The following is a 16,848-nucleotide window of genomic DNA, read 5'->3' on the forward strand; positions in this document are numbered from 1 at the left end:
CTAGCGGTCCCGGGCGGAAGCCAGCTTCTTGGCCCGCAGACCGGTGGCCAAAGCCAGGAGCAGTCCCAGCAGGGCTAGTCCCGCACCGAGGAACGCCGGTGCCCGATATCCCATCCCCGCGGTGATGACCGCCGCGCCAAGCGCGGCCCCGAGGGCATTGGCAACGTTCAGGGCCGAGTGGTTCAACGAGGCGGCGAGGGACTGAGCGTGTGGTGCGGAGTCCATGAGCAATGCCTGAAGCGCGGGAACTAGCAGCGATCCGGTCGCGCCGAGGATGAACACCAGTAAGAGGGTCGGAGCCGCGTGTGTGGCTACCAGACCAAAGATCGCCATGAAGATCACCATGGCGGAGGTGGCAACGTAGATGGCCCCCAGGACTGACCAATCGGCCAGGCGTCCGCCGACCAGCGAACCAGCCACCATCCCGATCCCATAGAGGCCAAGCACCAGCGGAACCATGGTGATCGGCAGCCCGGTGACGTCGGTGAGGATCGGGCTGATGTAGGAGTACACGGCAAAGAAGCCACCGAAACCGACGATTCCCGTCAACATGGCCATCCAGACCTGTCCGCTGCGCAGGGCGGTTAATTCCCTGCGGATGCTGGCACCCTCGTGTGCCGGGGCGAAGGGCACGAAGGCGCGGATGCATATCCAGGTCACCGCACCAACCAGTCCGACAACGGCAAACATCCAGCGCCAGCCGAAGCTCTGCCCCAGGAACGTGACCACCGGTACACCCAGCACGTTGGCCACAGACAGGCCCAGCATCACCCAGGCGATGGCGCGCCCGCGCATGGACGCCGGAACCAAGGTGCCGGCCAAGATGGCGGCGATACCAAAATAGGCTCCGTGCGGGAGCCCGGCCAGGAAGCGGGATACGAGCATCCACTCGTAGTTCGCCGCGAAGATCGAGCTCAGGTTTGCCACGGTAAAGAACGCCATGAGCCACAGCACCATGGTCTTGCGCGGGACCTTGGCACCCAGTGCCGTCAGGATCGGGGCACCCACCACGACGCCCAAGGCGTAGGCGGAGATCAGCAGGCCCATTTGTGCGTTGCTCACGCCCAGATCAGCGGCGCCTTCCTGAAGCAACCCCATGATGGCGAACTCGGTGGTGCCAATGCCGAACCCGCCCATTGCCAAGGCAATCACGGCCCACAACAGGGCCTTGCCCGAAAGCTGAGTCGATTTGGCTGGCGACAAATGGGTGGGTGCGGAGGCGTCTTGATTCACGGATACCTTTTCAGGATGCTGCTGGAAAGCGAAATTTGGTCGTTGCGGGCTCGTTGAGGCCATATACAGCCTACGCGCAGGTACCTGTCGCCGAAGGAAAAAGTGTCCTCGCCCACCTGTGCAGGGAATTCGTCGCCCGACGCTGACACGACGCATGCCCCCGCCGCGGGCGGGGGCATGCGGGCGCCGGCCATGAATCCGGATGGATTCTCAGAGAGACAGTAGGTCGTTGCCCATGTCCTGGAGCGTCGCTACGGGAATAGCCTTCCCGATCATGGACCGCAGATGGTCGTTGACATCCCAGATGTTCACGTTCATGGCAGCGCTAATGGTCCCTTCACGCACCCAGAAAATAATGAACTCACCCGAGGCCATCTTTCCGCGAACCACCGCTACATCATCGGTCTGGCGGTCCCCCACATATTCCATGCCCAGATCGAATTGGTCGGTGAAGAAGTAGGGCAACCAGTCATACGATTCATCGCGCCCCAGGATCGTGGCGGCGGCGAGCTTTCCCTGACGGATGGCATTGTCCCAGTGCTCCACACGCATCGTGCGTCCCAGGGTGGTGTTGTAGGCCTCGGCGATGTCCCCCATGGCCAGGATGCTCGGATCGCTGCTGCGCAGGTGCGCATCAACCACGACACCGGTGACGACCTCCAGGCCTGCGGCAACGGCCAGCTCGTTGTTGGGCACCGCACCGATGGCCAACAGGACCAGGTCCGCCGGAATGTCGCCGGTCCCCGTCTGGACAAGCAACTTGCCGTCAATACCCTGTCCGATGCCCGATACTTTGGTGCCGAAGCGGCATTGCACCCCGTTGGCGATGTGCAGTTGAGCTACATGGGAGCCGAAATCGGCGCCCATGGCAGTGGACAATGGGACCTCGTCCGGGGTCAACACCGTCACCTCCAGGCCGGCGGCCCGAGCCGAGGCTCCTACTTCCATCCCGATCCATCCAGCACCGATGATGACCAGGGCCTTGTCTGACACCAGGTGGTCCTTGAGCCCTCTGGCGTCTTCCAACGACCTCAGGGTGAGGACCCCGGGCAGATCCCAGCCGGGCATATTGGCGTCACGGCCACCCAACCGGGACCGGCAACCGGTGGCGAGCACCAGATGTTCATAATCGATGCTGCTTGAATCCGAGAGTTCCACGCGCTTGGCTGAGGCATCGACCGATTCTGCCGTGATGCCTAAACGCAGCACCACCTTGTTCTCGGCGTACCAGTCGGCGGGAAATGGTGCGAGCTCCTGGGCCGGTTTGCTGCCTTGGAGGAATTCCTTGGACAGGGGCGGCCTTTCATAGGGTACTTCGTCCTCGGTGGCGATGATCGTCACCGCCTTGGTATAGCCGCCATCGCGCAATGCCCGGACGCAGTGAGCGGCGGCGAGTCCCCCACCAACCACCACGGTTCCCAGTTCCTGCTGTGTTGTCGGCCGTGCCGATGATGCTGCTTCCATGGTGTTCGTCTCCTGCCGTGTTCGGGTCTCGCCGCCTCGGGAGAATGCGGGATTGCGGTGGTGACCCTAGGTATTCTCCATCTTCAGAATGTCATCTTGTACCCACGGAGTCGAGAGCGGGTGAAGCACACACATAAGTAGCTCACCAACGGTGCAAGGCAACGGCATGGGAACCGGTTGATAGGTGTCAGGGAGGATTTCCAGCCGACATCCATGCACCAGACAGCTGCATGTGGGATTCTTGGTAACGATGCCTGATTACTCGACCCAGCCGCGTGCTGCCAAGCGAACACCACGGTCTCGCTCGCGCCCCAGAAAATTCCTCCGCTTCTTGGTGTTCCTTGGTGCCTTGGCGGCGTCGTTGCTGATCGCTTTTCATACGCGCATTCCCGATCGCCTGGGTTTGGGGCTGCTCGTGGACAACGCCGCCCCGTGGTTCGGCTTGCTCATACCGGTGTTGCTGCTTGCGGCGTTGGTATCCCGCAGTAAGACTTCCCTTGTGGTGCTCTTGGTCCCGATCCTGACCTGGGTTGCAGCATTTGGTCCAAGCATCATTCCGCTTTCGTGGACCGCACCGGAAGCAGCGGCCCAGACACTGGTGTTGGCGAGCCAAAACATCAAGGCCGGAACCGGAGCAGCCGCGCAATCGGCACTCGAGCTGGCTGCGGATGGAAGCGATGTCATCGCGCTGCAGGAACTTGATGCGGACAGCGCCAACAAAGTCACCGATTCCCTGGGCGCTGCGTACCCCCACCATTTTGTGGTTGGCACCGTCGGGGTGTGGAGCAAGTATCCCCTGGAAGGTTCCCGGTCCCTGGACCTGGGGCTCGGCTGGAAACGTGCCTTGAGAACACAGGTGGTCACCCGAAACGGCGAGGTCCAGCTTTACGTCATCCATGCTGCCTCGGCCCGCCCCAACGATCACATCGACCGCGACGTGATGCTGGACGAATTGGCCTCCACGGTGGAAACCGATCCCCAGAAGCATGTGATCGCCTTGGGCGACTTCAATGCGACCAGCACCGATCGTTCCTTCGCAAGGATTTCCTCGGTCCTGAAGGAACCCAACCAAGACGATGGACTTTTCGGCTTTACGTGGCCTCGGGACCCCTTTGGCATGATGCGTCTTGACCATGTGCTGGTCCGCGGGCTTGAGGTTACTTCGAACACCACCGTCCCGGCGGGGATCAGCGACCATCTGGCCGTTCGTGCCACAGTGAACCTGCCCGAGTCATGATCCCGAACGGGTCAGTCAGTCAGTCCGGTGACCCGCATGGTGATGTTGATGCGTCCGCTTTCCATCCCGCATGCTTCGGGTGCGGTTCCGGGCATGACCTTGGTGACGCCATGGTAGGCGAGGCGTGCCGGCCCTCCGAAGACAAAGAGGTCCCCCGAGGCCAAGGAAATATCCTCGTAGGGTTTGTTTCGGTTCCGAGTGTTGCCGAATCTGAAGGTGCAGGTGTCCCCGATGGATAATGAGACCACCGGGGCGACCGAACGTTCGTCGCGGTCCTGGTGCATGCCCATCTTGGATTCGTTGCCGTAATAGTTCACCAGGGCGGTGTCCGGGGTGTAGCTCTCCGCCTGTGCGGCATCTCCCGTTGCGGCGTATAACGCCTTGCGTCCCAAGCGCACCATCCAGTCGGGAAAGGCCAGGACCCGGTTGCCGTTGACGTCAACGGCTTCACGCGTATACGTGTAGGGCCGCCAGTGCCAGCCCAGGCAGAGGGTCCGGACCGACATTTCGTGGTCGCCGATCTTCGCCGCGCGCGGCGGCACCGGGCCCCTCCCCCATTCGTGGAAGCGTTCAACAATCCAGCGCTGTTCCTCCACGCTCAACCAGTCCGGAATCCACACAGCACCGGGCGCGAGTTCGCGTCGGGGTCGTTCCAGGAAGCTGTCCGAAAAGAGCATGCCCATGATCGGTCTCCTTGCTTGCTGGAACGCCCCAGATTGCGGGGCCGCGCGCCCCTCATGAGCGTCGCGTTAGCTGACGTTAGCCGCGTGCGGGTATTCCGCGCTCCGGTGTTGGAATTCGAGAATAGCCGGATTCCGGATCACACCGTCTTGGATTTCAATGGCGCGATCAATGGTCTCGTTTTTTTTCCATGCCGCAGGCCCCTCCAGCACTACGTCCAGGAACGGCAGGAGCCCGTCGCTGATTTCCCAGCTTGCGGAGTTCCAGAGGTACGACGGCGAGTGATCGACCGCGTAGTAGTTGATGTTCTGGCCCACGCTGAACATGGGGTCAACGAACGTGGTCGGCTTGGCCCATTCGAAGCCCATGCCCTCATCACAGGAAACATCGACGATGATGCTTCCCGGGGTGAACGCGCCGAGATCCTCGGTGCGCAGGTACATCAAGGGTGCGTTAGGGTCCTGCAACGTGCAGTTCACCACGATGTCACTCTCGGCGAGGAACGGTGCCAAGGGCAACTTGCCCTCATCGGTGATCACTTCGCTGAGGTTCGGTCCGCCATCGTGCTCAAACTGCACCAAGGTGGCTCCGTGAATGGGTGCGGCCACGGCAGCCACCGAGCGGCCGGTAAGTACTCGCACATCGTGGATCCCGTGTCCCCGCAATGCGGTGACGGCACCGCGGGCGGTCGCCCCGAATCCGATGACGACGGCAGAAAGCCGGCGTCCGTAGTCACCGGTGACGCCGCAGAGCTGCAACGCATGAAGCACCGAAGCGTAGCCTGCCAACTCATTGTTCTTGTGGAAGACGTGCAACCCGAAGCTACCGTCCGTGCCCCAGTGGTTCATGGCTTCGAAGGCGATGAGGGTGAGTTGCTTTTCCACGGCCAGCTGCGTGAGCGCAGTGTCTTGGACGCAGTGTGGCCAGCCCCAGAGCGTTTGGCCTTCGCGCATTTCCTCGAGGTCGGCCAGCTGTGGTTTGGGCAACAGCACGATATCCGCGGAGGCCAAGACTTCGATGCGCGACGCGATCTTGCCGACAAAAGGTGCCAATTGTTCATCGGTTATTCCACACGGTAACCCGTATCCGGATTCAACCATGATGCGCTCCCGGAAGCGCTCGTCGATTCGTTCAAAGTGCGCTGGGTGGATCGGCAAACGCCGTTCGTCCGTCTTGTGCGAGGTGGCAATTACGCCCAGTGAAAGGTCGTTCGTCAAGCTCATGCGTGGTGTTCTCTTCCTATGTGGAGAGGGTCAAAGTGACCCGCCCCATAGTGGCCACAGTACACTGCCAAGTTTTTTCGCATCTTCAATTGGCTGTTCCAACCAGTGATCGACCGTTGGAAATGCGTGGTGTTTATCAGCGCTCCAGGTCCCAGTTCTGCGGCTTTTGGGCATGCGCCTCATCGACGGTGATCTTGTCGTTTCTAATCAGCCACGCCGCATAAAGCTCGCGGCGACGATTCATGATATTCCCGGCTGTAAGCATGAACGGTGATAACGATGCCATGCCGATTGCGAACGCGAAAACATAAATAACGAACTCGGGGTCCGAGGTACTCCTGGCGATCAAGGCGCCTGAGATGAAAATGGCGGCGGAACCCACATATCCGGCAATGGCACTTCCGCGGTTGGCCCGCGCCGACCAAGACAAGTTCTTTGCGTAGAACTTTGCAGGGGCAGGTTTCCCCCGGAGATCAAGTTTCAAGAGGAAGGCACCAATGGAGCAGCACACGGCCATGATTGCCGCGGCCACCAGCACGGGAACAATCCAGTGATCGTATTCTTCCCCCAGCGCCCATTTGGCACCCAAGATCGGAGCTAGAAAGCACGTTAAGAACGGACCCATCAAGACCAGCGCCCAGCCGCGAGAACGTTTCCCTGCATAGCCGAAGGCCTGCAGTTCAAAGCCGGAGGGCTCGCTGTCGATGATACTCGGGCCGGGTACGACGTCCCGGACGGTTCGTGGCGATGAGCCGGAGGATTTCCCGTGTCTGGACAGATAACCGGAGTAAAGCTCATCACGATGCAACCGCATGTATCTGGCGCGAAGAAGACCCAGGACTCCGATGGCTATCCCTACCCACATTCCGAACAGAATGCTCGACACCCGAGGAAGCTCCGGGCCCCACGCCAGGAGCACGACGATCGTTGAATAGATGGCCCCCAGAACCACCAATATGATGCTGGTCTTTTTGTCGTTTCGAATGGACTGGTCTGCCACGGCAAATGCAACGGACGGCCTGATACGGGCCAGTGCCGCCACGCCTGCTGCGGCCAGGCAGACGAGCAACACTAGGATGCCGAAATCCGTCATTAGGGCCGCGCCCCACGGCTCGACACGAGTAAGCCAGCGCATCAACAGTGTCGCCCCCGAAGCAAGGTAAATGCCGGAGCCGAAGAGAACAATATGTAGGAGCCGAATTCGTCGTTGCACATACCCCAAGGCCATGTATTGGAATTCGAGGGGATCTGGGATCAGCGGATCTTCAACGGTGGGGTCGTAGCGTTGTTTCATTCGATTCGATGCTCCGCCATTCGCGATGGGTGGTTCCATGCTCTTCAAACTTCGCAGCACCCGAAAAACAAGATTACACTCCGTTTGCCCACCGATTGAGTTTACGTGGGTCTATGTTCTGCAACGCTGCCCGGTTTGATGGCTGCACTGTATTTCATGGTTTGGCTCGGCTTGGTATCACCCCCGCTAACGGCTCCGGGTCTGTGGGTACCGGGGCTTAGGCTGAAGGTGACACATTCCCTCGGCCCAGGACGGATCATGGAACACCGGACGTTGCGTACCGCACTTGAAGCAGAACACCGCGATATCGATGGCGGGATCGAAACCTTCTTGGAACAGGTCTCCGAGGAACTCGGATCTACCGAAGAACTTCGCCGTTCATTGGCCGGTTTGCGCCGACATATTTACCTCGAAGAGGAGTTCTTGTTTCCTCCGTTGAAATCCGCTGGCTTGATGGGGCCGATCTTCGTCATGGAACGCGAGCACGGTGCCCTCTGGAAAGCCATGGATGAGGTGGATGGTTTGATCGCAGAGAACGACGGAACTGCCGTCCATAAGGCCTGCACCCACATGCTCGAGGTCCTGGCCAAGCACAATGCCATGGAAGAAAAAGTTATCTATGCGCAGGCCGATGAATTACTGGATCAGTCGGCAGGCCGCGAGCTATTGGAGTTCATGGAGTCGGGTTCCGCGCCTGCGGGTTGGGTGGCTCATTCTGCCCGCTGAAAGGGGTGCCGGAGAGACACCGATTAGACTCTCCGACATGGGCAATCAGAAGAAATCCGTGATCGTCACGGTGTGGGTCACAGCAGTGGCGGGGCTGGCATGGCTGCTCAGCGGAGCGATTCGCGGCTGGTTGTTGGGGCACCCGACGCGGCTCCCCGGCCAGTTTGTGGCGCTGCTCTTCCCAGAAACCCTGGCACGGAGGACCTGGCAGTCGGTCGAACCATGGCCGGCACTACTCGCCTTGGCCTCGGTCGTCACCATGATGGCCATCACCGCATTCTTCGTCTGGGTGATCGTGACCCGTTCCGAGCACAGATCTCCTGGTCAACGGCTTGGTTTCTTGTCGCTATGGATGGGTGTGGTGCTGGCCGCTTTCAGTACTGCTGCATTCACCTCACTCGGCTACATCGTGGCGACGTGGCCACCTGCACGCGTGGCGGCCCTGCTCGATGGAATTGAGCCCTTATTGTTCGCCGCAGGTTACTGGGGAATCATCTGGGGCTGGATTCCGGCTTGGGTCGGATCGCGACTGACACGATCCGCGGAGTCTTCTCACAAGCACAAGCCCGCGACCAAAAGATCCACGGAGTTGGTCCTGCTTCTCAGCGCCGGGGTCCTTGCGGTGGCGCTGATGGCGGCGTTCCCAGCTGCACACCGCTCCACCGAAGAAGCCCGTGCCATGTCAGAACCGAGTCCGCCGCCGGTACAGACCCCGGAACCGGTGGTGTACGGGTCCCCCGAGGTATCCCACGCGTTTCAGCCACCAGGTAAGAACTGGTGCGAGGGTGACGAGGTGGCGATTTCATGGCAGGAGCCGGAGGGAGCGACAGGGCACCGAGGCATGCGTTTCGAACTGACGAATACCGGAACCGGGCCTTGCCTACTGGAGTCCTACCCCGATATCGCCTTCGATAACGTGGATGGTTGGGCCATGGACGTACTAGTTGTCCACGGTGGATCGTTCATGACCGATGACCCCGGAGTTTCGGCGGTCACGGTGTTGCCCGGGCAGGGCGCCCAAGCATTCCTGGGCTGGAACGCCATGGCGGCTGCCGGCGATATGCGTACCGGCACCATGTTGGTAGCGCCCTACCCCGGGACATTGCGCCACAGCTCACCGGTTGATTTGGACATCATCGACGGCGGCGCAGTATCTCTCACCGCATGGGCACCGATCAAGGAAGAGTCTGCGGCAATAAAAAACACCCGCCCTAAACCGTGAGGTTTCGAGCGGGTGCCGATGTGTGGAGCTTAGGGGAATTGAACCCCTGACCTTTTCGTTGCGAACGAAACGCTCTACCAACTGAGCTAAAGCCCCGGGTCGAGGGAGAATCCCACAACATTTTTAGCCTAGACCCGCGGTGGCTTACGCGCAAAATCGATGGGTCCACCGCACCTAGGCTTCGTCTTTCTCCGCAGCGCCGGCGTCAATGGATTCCCGCGCTGCGGTGTATTGACGCTGGATATAGGCTTCCAATTCGCTGCGCTCCACGCGCCAGACGCCACGACCGCCGATCTTGATGGCGGGAAGATCACCGCTGCGCACCAAGGAACGCACCTGTGGCAGGTTTACATTCAACTCGTCGGCGACGTCTTCTAGACGCATGAACCTCATGTATTGAAGGCTACCCGTTGGTGCGATTGCCCAACCGCCTTCAGACACTATTGTGGATAACTTTTGTCCATTCGGGCCGATGAATCGCACCGTGCAGCCCAAACGACAAGAGTGGCCAGCGGTGACTCCAAGTTCTTGGAATCGTTGCGGACCACTCTTAGTCTGCGACCTGAGACCTTGTAGGCCAACCTGTAGCGCGCCCGGGATTTGGTCCCGCTACGGGGGTCTGCTCTCCGTAGCTTGTGACCTTGGTTGAGCTTCTAACAACTACTAAAGCAACAACCGGGCATACCGCGCAACACAGTTGGGGTTCACTGATCATTCTGACTAACATGGAGCGGTAGCCACCGAACAACTTGGTCAATCTGACTGAACATAGGCAAAGGAGCCCGGATGACGCCGGAATCGTACCAACTCGACGATACGGACAGGCGCATTCTCTTGGCCCTGGACGAGGACCCACGGGTCCCCACCATGATGCTGGCGCAACGCTTAGGACTGGCTCGCGGCACCGTGCAAACCCGTATGGAACGGCTCGCTGCTTCCGGCGCATTGCGGCCCAACTCCAGCCGCATCAAGCCCGCATCGATCGGACGAGGAGTCTCGGCCATGGTCAGTGCGGAACTTGACCAGTCTCATCTTGACGAGGCGATAGAAGCCTTGCGTAGGATCCCTGAGGTCCTTGAGTGTGTGGCCCCGGCCGGCGACACCGACCTGCTTATCCGCGCGGTGGCTACCGATCCCGACGATCTCTACCGGGTCAGCGAGGAAATCCGGCTGTGCCCGGGAATCACCCGGACCTCAACCTCGATGATCTTGCGCGATGTAATCCCGTATCGCACCACGGAGCTTTTGAACCGCCTCCGTTAGCCAACGGCGCCCATCTTCAGGGCGCCGACCGGCTAACGCTCCACGGCCAGGCGTCCAACGATCAGCCGCATGATTTCGTTGCTGCCCTCCAGGATCTGGTGCACCCGCAGATCGCGCACGATCTTCTCGATCCCGTATTCGGAGAGGTAACCATAGCCACCGTGCAACTGCAGGGCGGTGTTGGCCGCGTTGAATCCCGCGTCAGTGGCAACGCGCTTGGCCATGGCACAGAGTCGCACGGTGTCCTTGGTGCCACGTTCCAGGGCGTCGGCGGCCCTCCAGATCATGGTGCGCGCGGTTTCCAATTCGATTTCCATATCGGCGATGGCAAAGAGCAGTGCCTGTTGGCTGATCAACGGTTTGCCAAAGGCCTCGCGTTCCTTCAGGTAGGCAATCGATTTGTCCAGTGCTGCCTGGCCGCCGCCGATGGAGCACGCCCCAATGTTTACCCGCCCTCCGTTCAGGCCCTTCATCGCGATCCCGAACCCTGTGCCTTCTTCACCCAGACGGTTTCCCACCGGGATGCGCACGTCTTCCATGACCACCTGACGGGTGGGTTGGGCGTTCCAGCCCATTTTGGCTTCTAGTGCTCCGAAGGAGAGGCCTTCGGTGCCGTCGGGGACGATGAATGCTGTGATCCCTGCACTGCCGGTGTCTGCGGTGCGCGCCATCACCAGATACACCCCGGAGGACCCGGCGCCGGAGATGAACTGCTTGGTCCCGTTGAGCACATAGTGCTCCCCATCGAGGACCGCACGGGTGCTCAGTGCAGCGGCGTCGGATCCCGCCCCGGGCTCGGTGAGGCAGTAGCTGCCCAGCGATTCCATGGAGCACAGCCCCGGTAGCCAGGCGGCATGCTGCTCGTCGTTGCCGAACTTGTCGATCATCCACGCGACCATGTTGTGGATGGAGATGTAGGCAGCGATCGTGGGATCGGCCTTGGAGAGTTCCTCGAAAATCAGCGCGGCGTCCAGCCGGCTCATGCCCGAGCCTCCGGATTCTTCCCTCACGTAGATGCCGCCCATGCCCAGTTCCCCGGCCTGGGCCAACACGTCCACCGGGAAATGGTGGTCACGGTCCCAGGCTGCTGCGTGCGGGGCGATGTTCTCGGTAGCGAAGTCGGCCACCATCTCCACGATGGAGACTTGGTCCTCGGTCAGGTCAAACATGCGGTGCTCCCTTGGGGCGTTGGTGGTGTGCACGGACGAATTTCGACGGCCTGAGCCGGCTATTTGCCGACCTTGCCGGTCAGCGAGGCCAGCGGGCGTAGGAACACCGGCTGAGCCAGGAACCAGACGCCCACGATGACCACGATGGAGACCGCGAACAGGATCAGGCCCGTCCAGGATGTGGTGTCGTTGGAGGCGTACATGTGGTTCAGGTTGCGTAGGGCGCCGGTGGCCAGCACCAGGGCCACGTGCACCACGGTGAAGGCGACGAAGTAGATCATCACCGGGAAGTGCAGGGCGCGGGCCGCTTCCATCGGGTAGGCCTTGTTCAGGGCCACGGCCTTCTTGGGCCAGGCTCCGGACATCCGCAGTCCGGTGATGATCGCTAACGGAGCGGCGATAAAGACGGTGGTGAAGTAGGCCAGTAGCTGCAGCGCGTTGTAGTTGACCCAGCCGTCCTCGATCGGCCAGTTTAGCGAGAGGTATTGCAACCCCGCGGAGAGCGCGTTGGGGAATACGTCCCAACTGGTGGGCACGATGCGCACCCACTGGCCGGAGGCGAAGAGCACGATGATGAACACGATGCCGTTCAGGACCCACAGGGCGTCCAAGCACAGGTGGAACCAGAGCTCGAGGCTGATGCGTGCTGGTGCGCCCTTGGTGCGGATCAATCCCTTGTTGTTGCGCACCCAGTGCGCCGCTGGGCGCGTGGTGGTGCGCACCTGCCAGCCGGTGCGCACGATGAGCACCAGGAAGAACATGTTCAAAAAGTGTTGCCAACCCAACCATGCGGGGAAACCCGTGGGTGAGCCATCGGGCAGTGCCGAATGCCCGGTGTAGGTTTCCATCCATGTTTTGACCGGTTCGAGGGTGACCAGCCAACGGGCCGCGAAGACGGCGATGAGCAGCAAGACGACCAGGGATCCGGCGATCAGACCGGCTCGCGCCCATTTGTTGGGTGCCTGCTTATGGGGGGTGGACCGGGCGGTCATCTGTGGTGCCTCGCGTTCGTGGGTGGGTGTGGATATCCGGGCAGGTGCCGCAGGTTCGCTAGGTGCGGGCCTTGAGCAGCTCAATCACCTGCGGAACCAGCGTAAAGACATCTCCGACGATCCCCAAGTCGGCGATCTCGAAGATCGGGGCGTCCTCATCCTTGTTGATCGCCACGATGGTCTTAGCCGTCTGCATCCCGGCCCGGTGCTGGATGGCCCCGGAGATCCCCAAGGCGATGTAGAGCTGCGGGGAAACCGAGACGCCGGTCTGCCCGACCTGCGCATTTTGCGCAATGTACCCGGCGTCCACCGCAGCGCGGGAGGCACCGACCGCGCCACCCAGGGCGTCGGCAAGTTGTTCGACCAGGGAGAAGTTTTCCGCCGAGCCCAGCCCTCGGCCACCGGAGACCACGGTGGATGCACCGCGCAGCTCGGGCCGCGAGGATTCCTCGGGGACATCGGCGAAGGACTCGATGGTGGCGTTGGTCGTGCTGCTCGGCGCCGGGGTCACCTCGAGCAGTTCTCCTGCGGCCGGGGCCCCCGCCTCGTCGATGGCTCCGCTGCGCAGCGTGATGATGGGCAGGGCGCCGCTTACCTGGGCGTCCACGGTGTAGTTCCCGCCGAAGACCGAGTGCTCGGTGACGATTGAGTCCTCGGCCATCCGCACGTCTACGACGTCGGCCAGCAATCCGCCGCCGGTGCGTACAGCCAGTCGGCCGGCCGCCTCGCGACCGTCGGTCGATGCGGCGATGAGCACCGCGGCCGGGGCGTGGGCGCCCACGGCGTCGGCCAGGGCATCGACCAGCGGGGTGATCAGGGTGCTGTTGGCCGCAGGGAATTGCGCGGCGTGAATGTGTGCGGCGCCGAGTTCGGCCAGTTGGGCCACGGTCTCGGGGCCCAGGGGCTCGGCGGTGGCGGTGACCGCCACGGGGGTGCCAAGCCGTGCGGCGACCGCGAGCAGGCCGCGGGCGGATGGTGCGAGGTGTCCGGTGTGAGTCAGTTCCACCAGTGCCAGAATATTTGCCATGTTCTTCTCCGTTGCTAGATCAGGCGCCGGGAGGCGAGGAAGTCGACGAGTTGTGCCGCGGCGTTTCCGTCATCGGTGATCTTGGCCCCCGCGGTGCGCGGCGGGCGTTGGGATACTTCCAGCACCGAGCTGGATATCTGCCCGGTATCGCCGAGTTCCGCCGCGGAAAGTGTGCTCACCGGTTTGCGTTTGGCGCCCAGGATGCCCTTGAAGTTGGGGAAGCGGGCCTCGGCAAAGCGTTCGGTGACGGTGACGATTGCCGGATATGCGGCCGATACATCTTGGGTTCCTGCCTCGGTGGCGCGTTGACCGCTGACCGATTGCGCTGAGATGTCGGCGGCGACCAGGGAGCCGAGCAGTGGAAGGCCGAGGTGCTCGGCGATCATGGCCGGAAGCATCCCGGCCCGCCCGTCGGTGGACTCGTTGCCCGCGATGAACAGATCCGCACCGGTGTCGCGCAAGGCCGCTGCCAGCACCGATGCGGTGACGACCAGGTCGGCCCCGGCCAGTCCGTCATCGAGGACGTGGATCCCGGAATCGGCACCCATGGACAACGCCTTGCGGATCGACTTGAGGGCTTCCTTGGGGCCCATCGTGGCCACAACGACCTCGGTGGACTTGTCCCCGTCTTTCACGCTCAGAGCCAATTCAAGGGCGCGTTCGGTGATCTCATCGATCACCGCGTCGCTTGCCTCCCGGTCCAGTCGCCCGGTGGCGGGATCCAGGATCCGCTCCTCGGCGGTGTCCGGGACTTGCTTGATCAAGACCACGATTTTCATGCGTTTACCTCATCAGTTGTGCCGTGCCGTTCACTCATTGGCGACATTACTAGGAAGCGGGAAAATTTACTAGGTCTTCCTACTAAATTCTGTCTCGACAATTTTCTCCTCAAAACATCCATTCGCGAACTGACCAGCGGATACTACAGTTGCTCACGGTGTCGACGATCGTTCCCATCGGTTTTTTCGGGACGGGGAGAGGAACTTATGCGGCACCTTGGTGGACAACACAGGCCTCAGGTAAGCGCGAAAAGGATGCGTCGAATGAGGTGCACATGAGATCTCATAACCGGTGGGCATTTGCCGATGCGCGGTCTTTATGTCGCCTCAAACGTCAGTGTCGAGGAGTGTCCCAACCCCTGTCGCTGACATGCTGGGTGACCCATGACACAGAACCACAAGTGGAGCCGCCCGAACCATGAATGGCGTCAAAGAAGCCGCCGTAGTACTTCGCCATCGGCAGTTTCGAAGCTTCTGGACCGGACGAGTGGTTTCGTCGCTCGGTTCGGCCGCTGCCCCGATAGCCATCGCGTTCGCGGCACTCGAAGCAGGATGCGGAGTCGAATGGTTGGGCTTCATTCTCGCCCTGAATATCGCTCCCCAGGTGCTCCTCCTGCTCGTCGGGGGCGTGCTGGGCGACAGGGTTCGACGTGACCTGGTGATGGTCATTGCGAACGCGGTCTCCGGGGTGGTGCAAGTGAGCATAGCCATCCTGATTCTGACCGGCGTGGCTGAGCTTTGGATGCTGGCAGCTTCCGTCTTCCTCCTGGGTGTGGCCTCCGCCTTTTTCCAGCCGGCTTCCCAAGGTTCAATCGTCCAGCTCGTTCCCGCAGAGTTACGGGTAGCCGCGAATGCGGTACTTCGGCTGCCCTTGAATGTCGCGAAGGTGCTGGGCCCGGCACTTGGCGGTCTGGTGGTCGCGCTGATCGGCCCGGGGTGGGCGCTGGCATTCAATGCGTCCACTTTTCTTGTGTCGGTATTTTTCTTGGCTTCGATCCGGTTGCCTCAACCGATCAAGAGCAAGGCCTCTGCGCTATCGGCCTTCCGAGCAGGCTGGATGGAGTTCAGCGCTAGGAGTTGGTACGTCATCATGGTGGCGCAGTCCACCGTCACGGTCCTTATGTGGCTGGTCGGATTCCAGCTCTTCGGACCCGTCGTTTCCCACTCGTCCCTCGGTGGCGCCTTCGCGTGGGGATTGATCAGCGGTGGCTTTGCTTTCGGATTAGTCGGAGGATCATTGGTCGCCGTGGCGGTTCGACCCCAGCGAGTGGGGATCACGGTGTCGGTCTGTTTGGCTGCCCAGGCACTGCCGCTGGTGGCCCTGGCTTTTGTGGCCCCGCTCTGGTTGATCGTCGCTGCAGCCGTCTTCGCTGGCGTCGCCCTTGATATTTCGATCGTGTCCTGGTCGGCATTCTTTCAGGAGCAGATTCCAGAAGGTTTGCAGTCACGGCTCTCTTCGATCAGTACCTTTGGGCAGTTGCTTCCCGTTCCAATCGGTTATGTATTATTCGGGTTGCTCAGCGGTTACTTCAGCAACACCGTGATGGTGAGCCTCATGTCGGGGATCCTTGTGGTAGCTGCGTTGCTGCCACTGCTTCTGCCTTCCATTCGCCACTTGCGGCTGGGGCAGGCGACCGAGGAGTCCGTCGCTGGTGCTGATGTTCTGTCACCGGAATTGCTGGCGAAGACGAGCGCAACTGAAGGATCGGCCTAAACGCCACGTTTTGATTCTCCGACCCACGGCGGCAATTCCGGTGAGTGTCCACCTCTCGGGGCCACACAGGCCGGGCCCGGGGATACTGAAGACCACCGGGGTTGGGGGGCACTGTCGGTGGCTGCCGGCCACGCCGCGGGCCGAGCTTCACCATGGCGCAGTTCCACAGTGGGCGCGACCGAGCGAAGACGTGCCGGCGCTGCCCTGGACCTTCCGACTTGATGCTCGGGACCGAGTTTCCGGGACCCGCTATTGCAGGTTTTCCTCCAGCGAGCCCTGGGCGATCTGCTCCAGAAGCCAGGGAGAAAAGGCGAAGGGCGTTGCCCGGGCCGCTGTCTTCAGGCCCTGCGGGTCCACCCACGCGTATTCGGCAACCTCATCTGGGTTGGGGGCCAAGTCCCCGGTGATGCGCGCGGTGAAGACCGGGCAGATTTCGTTCTCTACGATCCCCGAGGCGTCCACCGCACGGTAGGCGAAGTCGGGAAGTAGCGGGGCGATCGAGTCGATTCTCGTGCCAAGCTCCTGCTCGGCACGCCGGGCCATGGCGTCCTCGAAGGACTCGCCCTCCCCCGGGTGCCCGCAGAAGGAGTTGGTCCACACCCCTGCCCAGGTTTTCTTGGACAACGCACGCCGAGTCATCAGCAGCCTTCCCTCCCCGTCAAAGAGGTAGCAGGAAAATGCCAGGTGCAGCGGCGTGTGTGCGGTGTGCACGGTGGCCTTGGCAGCGGTTCCAATGCGGGTGCCGTCTTGATCCAACAACACCACAAGTTCCTCGCTCATGACTCTCTTTCGCTCCAAAGTGTGGGCCCAAGCCCCGGGGATTC

Annotated in this window: 16 protein-coding genes and 1 tRNA gene; 5 read left to right on the forward strand and 12 right to left on the reverse strand. The window is 61.5% G+C overall.

Annotated features, from left to right (window positions below; genetic code table 11):
• Together ADIAG_RS10050 and ADIAG_RS10055 are read right to left on the reverse strand one after the other, a co-directional pair.
• Nucleotides 1–1,233, reverse strand: coding sequence for an MFS transporter (locus ADIAG_RS10050; RefSeq protein ID WP_007271245.1), 1,233 nt, complete (start codon nucleotides 1,231–1,233; stop codon nucleotides 1–3).
• A 210-nt stretch (nucleotides 1,234–1,443) separates the two neighbouring features.
• The gene (locus ADIAG_RS10055; protein WP_007271247.1) at nucleotides 1,444–2,697 is read right to left on the reverse strand and encodes an NAD(P)/FAD-dependent oxidoreductase; all 1,254 of its coding nucleotides are present in this window, start codon (nucleotides 2,695–2,697) and stop codon (nucleotides 1,444–1,446) included.
• A 250-nt stretch (nucleotides 2,698–2,947) separates the two neighbouring features.
• Between ADIAG_RS10055 and ADIAG_RS10060 the strand changes: the two genes are divergently transcribed.
• Entirely contained in the window at nucleotides 2,948–3,934 is a 987-nt protein-coding gene (locus tag ADIAG_RS10060) for an endonuclease/exonuclease/phosphatase family protein (protein ID WP_007271248.1), read from the forward strand.
• An 11-nt stretch (nucleotides 3,935–3,945) separates the two neighbouring features.
• Here the strand turns inward: ADIAG_RS10060 and ADIAG_RS10065 are convergent, their stop codons facing one another.
• The 3 genes from ADIAG_RS10065 to ADIAG_RS10075 all read right to left on the reverse strand — a co-directional run bounded on the left by ADIAG_RS10065 (nucleotide 3,946) and on the right by ADIAG_RS10075 (nucleotide 7,171).
• Complete coding sequence (locus ADIAG_RS10065) at nucleotides 3,946–4,617, reverse strand: alpha-ketoglutarate-dependent dioxygenase AlkB family protein (RefSeq protein ID WP_007271249.1); 672 nt, start codon at nucleotides 4,615–4,617, stop codon at nucleotides 3,946–3,948.
• 66 nt (nucleotides 4,618–4,683) lie between these two features.
• Nucleotides 4,684–5,838, reverse strand: a complete 1,155-nt coding sequence (locus tag ADIAG_RS10070) for a N(5)-(carboxyethyl)ornithine synthase (protein ID WP_007271250.1) — start codon at nucleotides 5,836–5,838, stop codon at nucleotides 4,684–4,686.
• 136 nt (nucleotides 5,839–5,974) lie between these two features.
• Nucleotides 5,975–7,171, reverse strand: a complete 1,197-nt coding sequence (locus ADIAG_RS10075; protein ID WP_152426118.1) for a hypothetical protein — start codon at nucleotides 7,169–7,171, stop codon at nucleotides 5,975–5,977.
• Nucleotides 7,172–7,390: 219 nt separating this feature from the next.
• Here ADIAG_RS10075 and ADIAG_RS10080 point away from each other — a divergent pair, with 219 nt between their 5' ends.
• Entirely contained in the window at nucleotides 7,391–7,858 is a 468-nt protein-coding gene (locus tag ADIAG_RS10080; protein ID WP_007271252.1) for a hemerythrin domain-containing protein, read from the forward strand.
• A gap of 37 nt (nucleotides 7,859–7,895) precedes the next feature.
• Nucleotides 7,896–9,080 (forward strand): DUF4232 domain-containing protein, encoded by a 1,185-nt coding sequence (locus ADIAG_RS20190; protein WP_007271253.1) that lies wholly within the window; start codon nucleotides 7,896–7,898, stop codon nucleotides 9,078–9,080.
• Nucleotides 9,081–9,103: 23 nt separating this feature from the next.
• On the opposite strand, the gene ADIAG_RS10090 is transcribed toward ADIAG_RS20190, so the two are convergent.
• Both ADIAG_RS10090 and ADIAG_RS10095 read right to left on the reverse strand, forming a co-directional pair.
• A tRNA-Ala gene (locus ADIAG_RS10090) sits at nucleotides 9,104–9,176 on the reverse strand.
• Between the two features lie 78 nt (nucleotides 9,177–9,254).
• A complete protein-coding gene (locus ADIAG_RS10095) occupies nucleotides 9,255–9,464 on the reverse strand; it encodes a helix-turn-helix domain-containing protein (protein ID WP_007271254.1) in 210 nt (69 codons plus the stop codon).
• 402 nt (nucleotides 9,465–9,866) lie between these two features.
• Between ADIAG_RS10095 and ADIAG_RS10100 the strand changes: the two genes are divergently transcribed.
• Entirely contained in the window at nucleotides 9,867–10,343 is a 477-nt protein-coding gene (locus tag ADIAG_RS10100; protein ID WP_007271255.1) for an Lrp/AsnC family transcriptional regulator, read from the forward strand.
• 32 nt (nucleotides 10,344–10,375) lie between these two features.
• Here ADIAG_RS10100 and ADIAG_RS10105 read toward each other — a convergent pair whose 3' ends face one another.
• From ADIAG_RS10105 to ADIAG_RS10120, 4 genes are read right to left on the reverse strand one after another with little or no spacing between them, the layout of a single operon-like run.
• Complete coding sequence (locus ADIAG_RS10105) at nucleotides 10,376–11,512, reverse strand: acyl-CoA dehydrogenase family protein (RefSeq protein ID WP_007271256.1); 1,137 nt, start codon at nucleotides 11,510–11,512, stop codon at nucleotides 10,376–10,378.
• Nucleotides 11,513–11,571: 59 nt separating this feature from the next.
• Nucleotides 11,572–12,504, reverse strand: a complete 933-nt coding sequence (locus ADIAG_RS10110) for a cytochrome b/b6 domain-containing protein (RefSeq protein ID WP_007271257.1) — start codon at nucleotides 12,502–12,504, stop codon at nucleotides 11,572–11,574.
• 58 nt (nucleotides 12,505–12,562) lie between these two features.
• The gene (locus ADIAG_RS10115) at nucleotides 12,563–13,531 is read right to left on the reverse strand and encodes an electron transfer flavoprotein subunit alpha/FixB family protein (RefSeq protein ID WP_007271258.1); all 969 of its coding nucleotides are present in this window, start codon (nucleotides 13,529–13,531) and stop codon (nucleotides 12,563–12,565) included.
• Nucleotides 13,532–13,545: 14 nt separating this feature from the next.
• Entirely contained in the window at nucleotides 13,546–14,310 is a 765-nt protein-coding gene (locus ADIAG_RS10120) for an electron transfer flavoprotein subunit beta/FixA family protein (RefSeq protein ID WP_007271259.1), read from the reverse strand.
• A 418-nt stretch (nucleotides 14,311–14,728) separates the two neighbouring features.
• On the opposite strand from ADIAG_RS10120, the gene ADIAG_RS10125 reads away from it, so the two are divergent.
• Complete coding sequence (locus ADIAG_RS10125) at nucleotides 14,729–16,024, forward strand: MFS transporter (protein ID WP_007271260.1); 1,296 nt, start codon at nucleotides 14,729–14,731, stop codon at nucleotides 16,022–16,024.
• A 249-nt stretch (nucleotides 16,025–16,273) separates the two neighbouring features.
• On the opposite strand, the gene idi is transcribed toward ADIAG_RS10125, so the two are convergent.
• The gene (idi, locus tag ADIAG_RS10130; RefSeq protein ID WP_007271261.1) at nucleotides 16,274–16,804 is read right to left on the reverse strand and encodes an isopentenyl-diphosphate Delta-isomerase; all 531 of its coding nucleotides are present in this window, start codon (nucleotides 16,802–16,804) and stop codon (nucleotides 16,274–16,276) included.
• Nucleotides 16,805–16,848 lie beyond the last annotated feature (44 nt).

This window comes from Paeniglutamicibacter gangotriensis Lz1y (genome assembly GCF_000348945.1).
GTDB classification, from domain to species: domain Bacteria; phylum Actinomycetota; class Actinomycetes; order Actinomycetales; family Micrococcaceae; genus Paeniglutamicibacter; species Paeniglutamicibacter gangotriensis.

What these genes read in the sequence shown, in the direction of transcription:
- ADIAG_RS10060 (WP_007271248.1), top strand. Translation starts at nt 2,948, where the DNA reads ATGCCTGATTACTCGACCCAGCCGCGTGCTGCCAAGCGAACACCACGG.
- ADIAG_RS10055 (WP_007271247.1), bottom strand. Translation starts at nt 2,697, where the DNA reads ATGGAAGCAGCATCATCGGCACGGCCGACAACACAGCAGGAACTGGGA.
- ADIAG_RS10120 (WP_007271259.1), bottom strand. Translation starts at nt 14,310, where the DNA reads ATGAAAATCGTGGTCTTGATCAAGCAAGTCCCGGACACCGCCGAGGAG.
- ADIAG_RS10080 (WP_007271252.1), top strand. Translation starts at nt 7,391, where the DNA reads ATGGAACACCGGACGTTGCGTACCGCACTTGAAGCAGAACACCGCGAT.
- ADIAG_RS20190 (WP_007271253.1), top strand. Translation starts at nt 7,896, where the DNA reads ATGGGCAATCAGAAGAAATCCGTGATCGTCACGGTGTGGGTCACAGCA.
- ADIAG_RS10075 (WP_152426118.1), bottom strand. Translation starts at nt 7,171, where the DNA reads ATGGAACCACCCATCGCGAATGGCGGAGCATCGAATCGAATGAAACAA.
- ADIAG_RS10110 (WP_007271257.1), bottom strand. Translation starts at nt 12,504, where the DNA reads ATGACCGCCCGGTCCACCCCCCATAAGCAGGCACCCAACAAATGGGCG.
- ADIAG_RS10095 (WP_007271254.1), bottom strand. Translation starts at nt 9,464, where the DNA reads ATGCGTCTAGAAGACGTCGCCGACGAGTTGAATGTAAACCTGCCACAG.
- ADIAG_RS10065 (WP_007271249.1), bottom strand. Translation starts at nt 4,617, where the DNA reads ATGGGCATGCTCTTTTCGGACAGCTTCCTGGAACGACCCCGACGCGAA.
- ADIAG_RS10070 (WP_007271250.1), bottom strand. Translation starts at nt 5,838, where the DNA reads ATGAGCTTGACGAACGACCTTTCACTGGGCGTAATTGCCACCTCGCAC.
- ADIAG_RS10105 (WP_007271256.1), bottom strand. Translation starts at nt 11,512, where the DNA reads ATGTTTGACCTGACCGAGGACCAAGTCTCCATCGTGGAGATGGTGGCC.
- ADIAG_RS10125 (WP_007271260.1), top strand. Translation starts at nt 14,729, where the DNA reads ATGAATGGCGTCAAAGAAGCCGCCGTAGTACTTCGCCATCGGCAGTTT.
- idi (WP_007271261.1), bottom strand. Translation starts at nt 16,804, where the DNA reads ATGAGCGAGGAACTTGTGGTGTTGTTGGATCAAGACGGCACCCGCATT.
- ADIAG_RS10100 (WP_007271255.1), top strand. Translation starts at nt 9,867, where the DNA reads ATGACGCCGGAATCGTACCAACTCGACGATACGGACAGGCGCATTCTC.
- ADIAG_RS10115 (WP_007271258.1), bottom strand. Translation starts at nt 13,531, where the DNA reads ATGGCAAATATTCTGGCACTGGTGGAACTGACTCACACCGGACACCTC.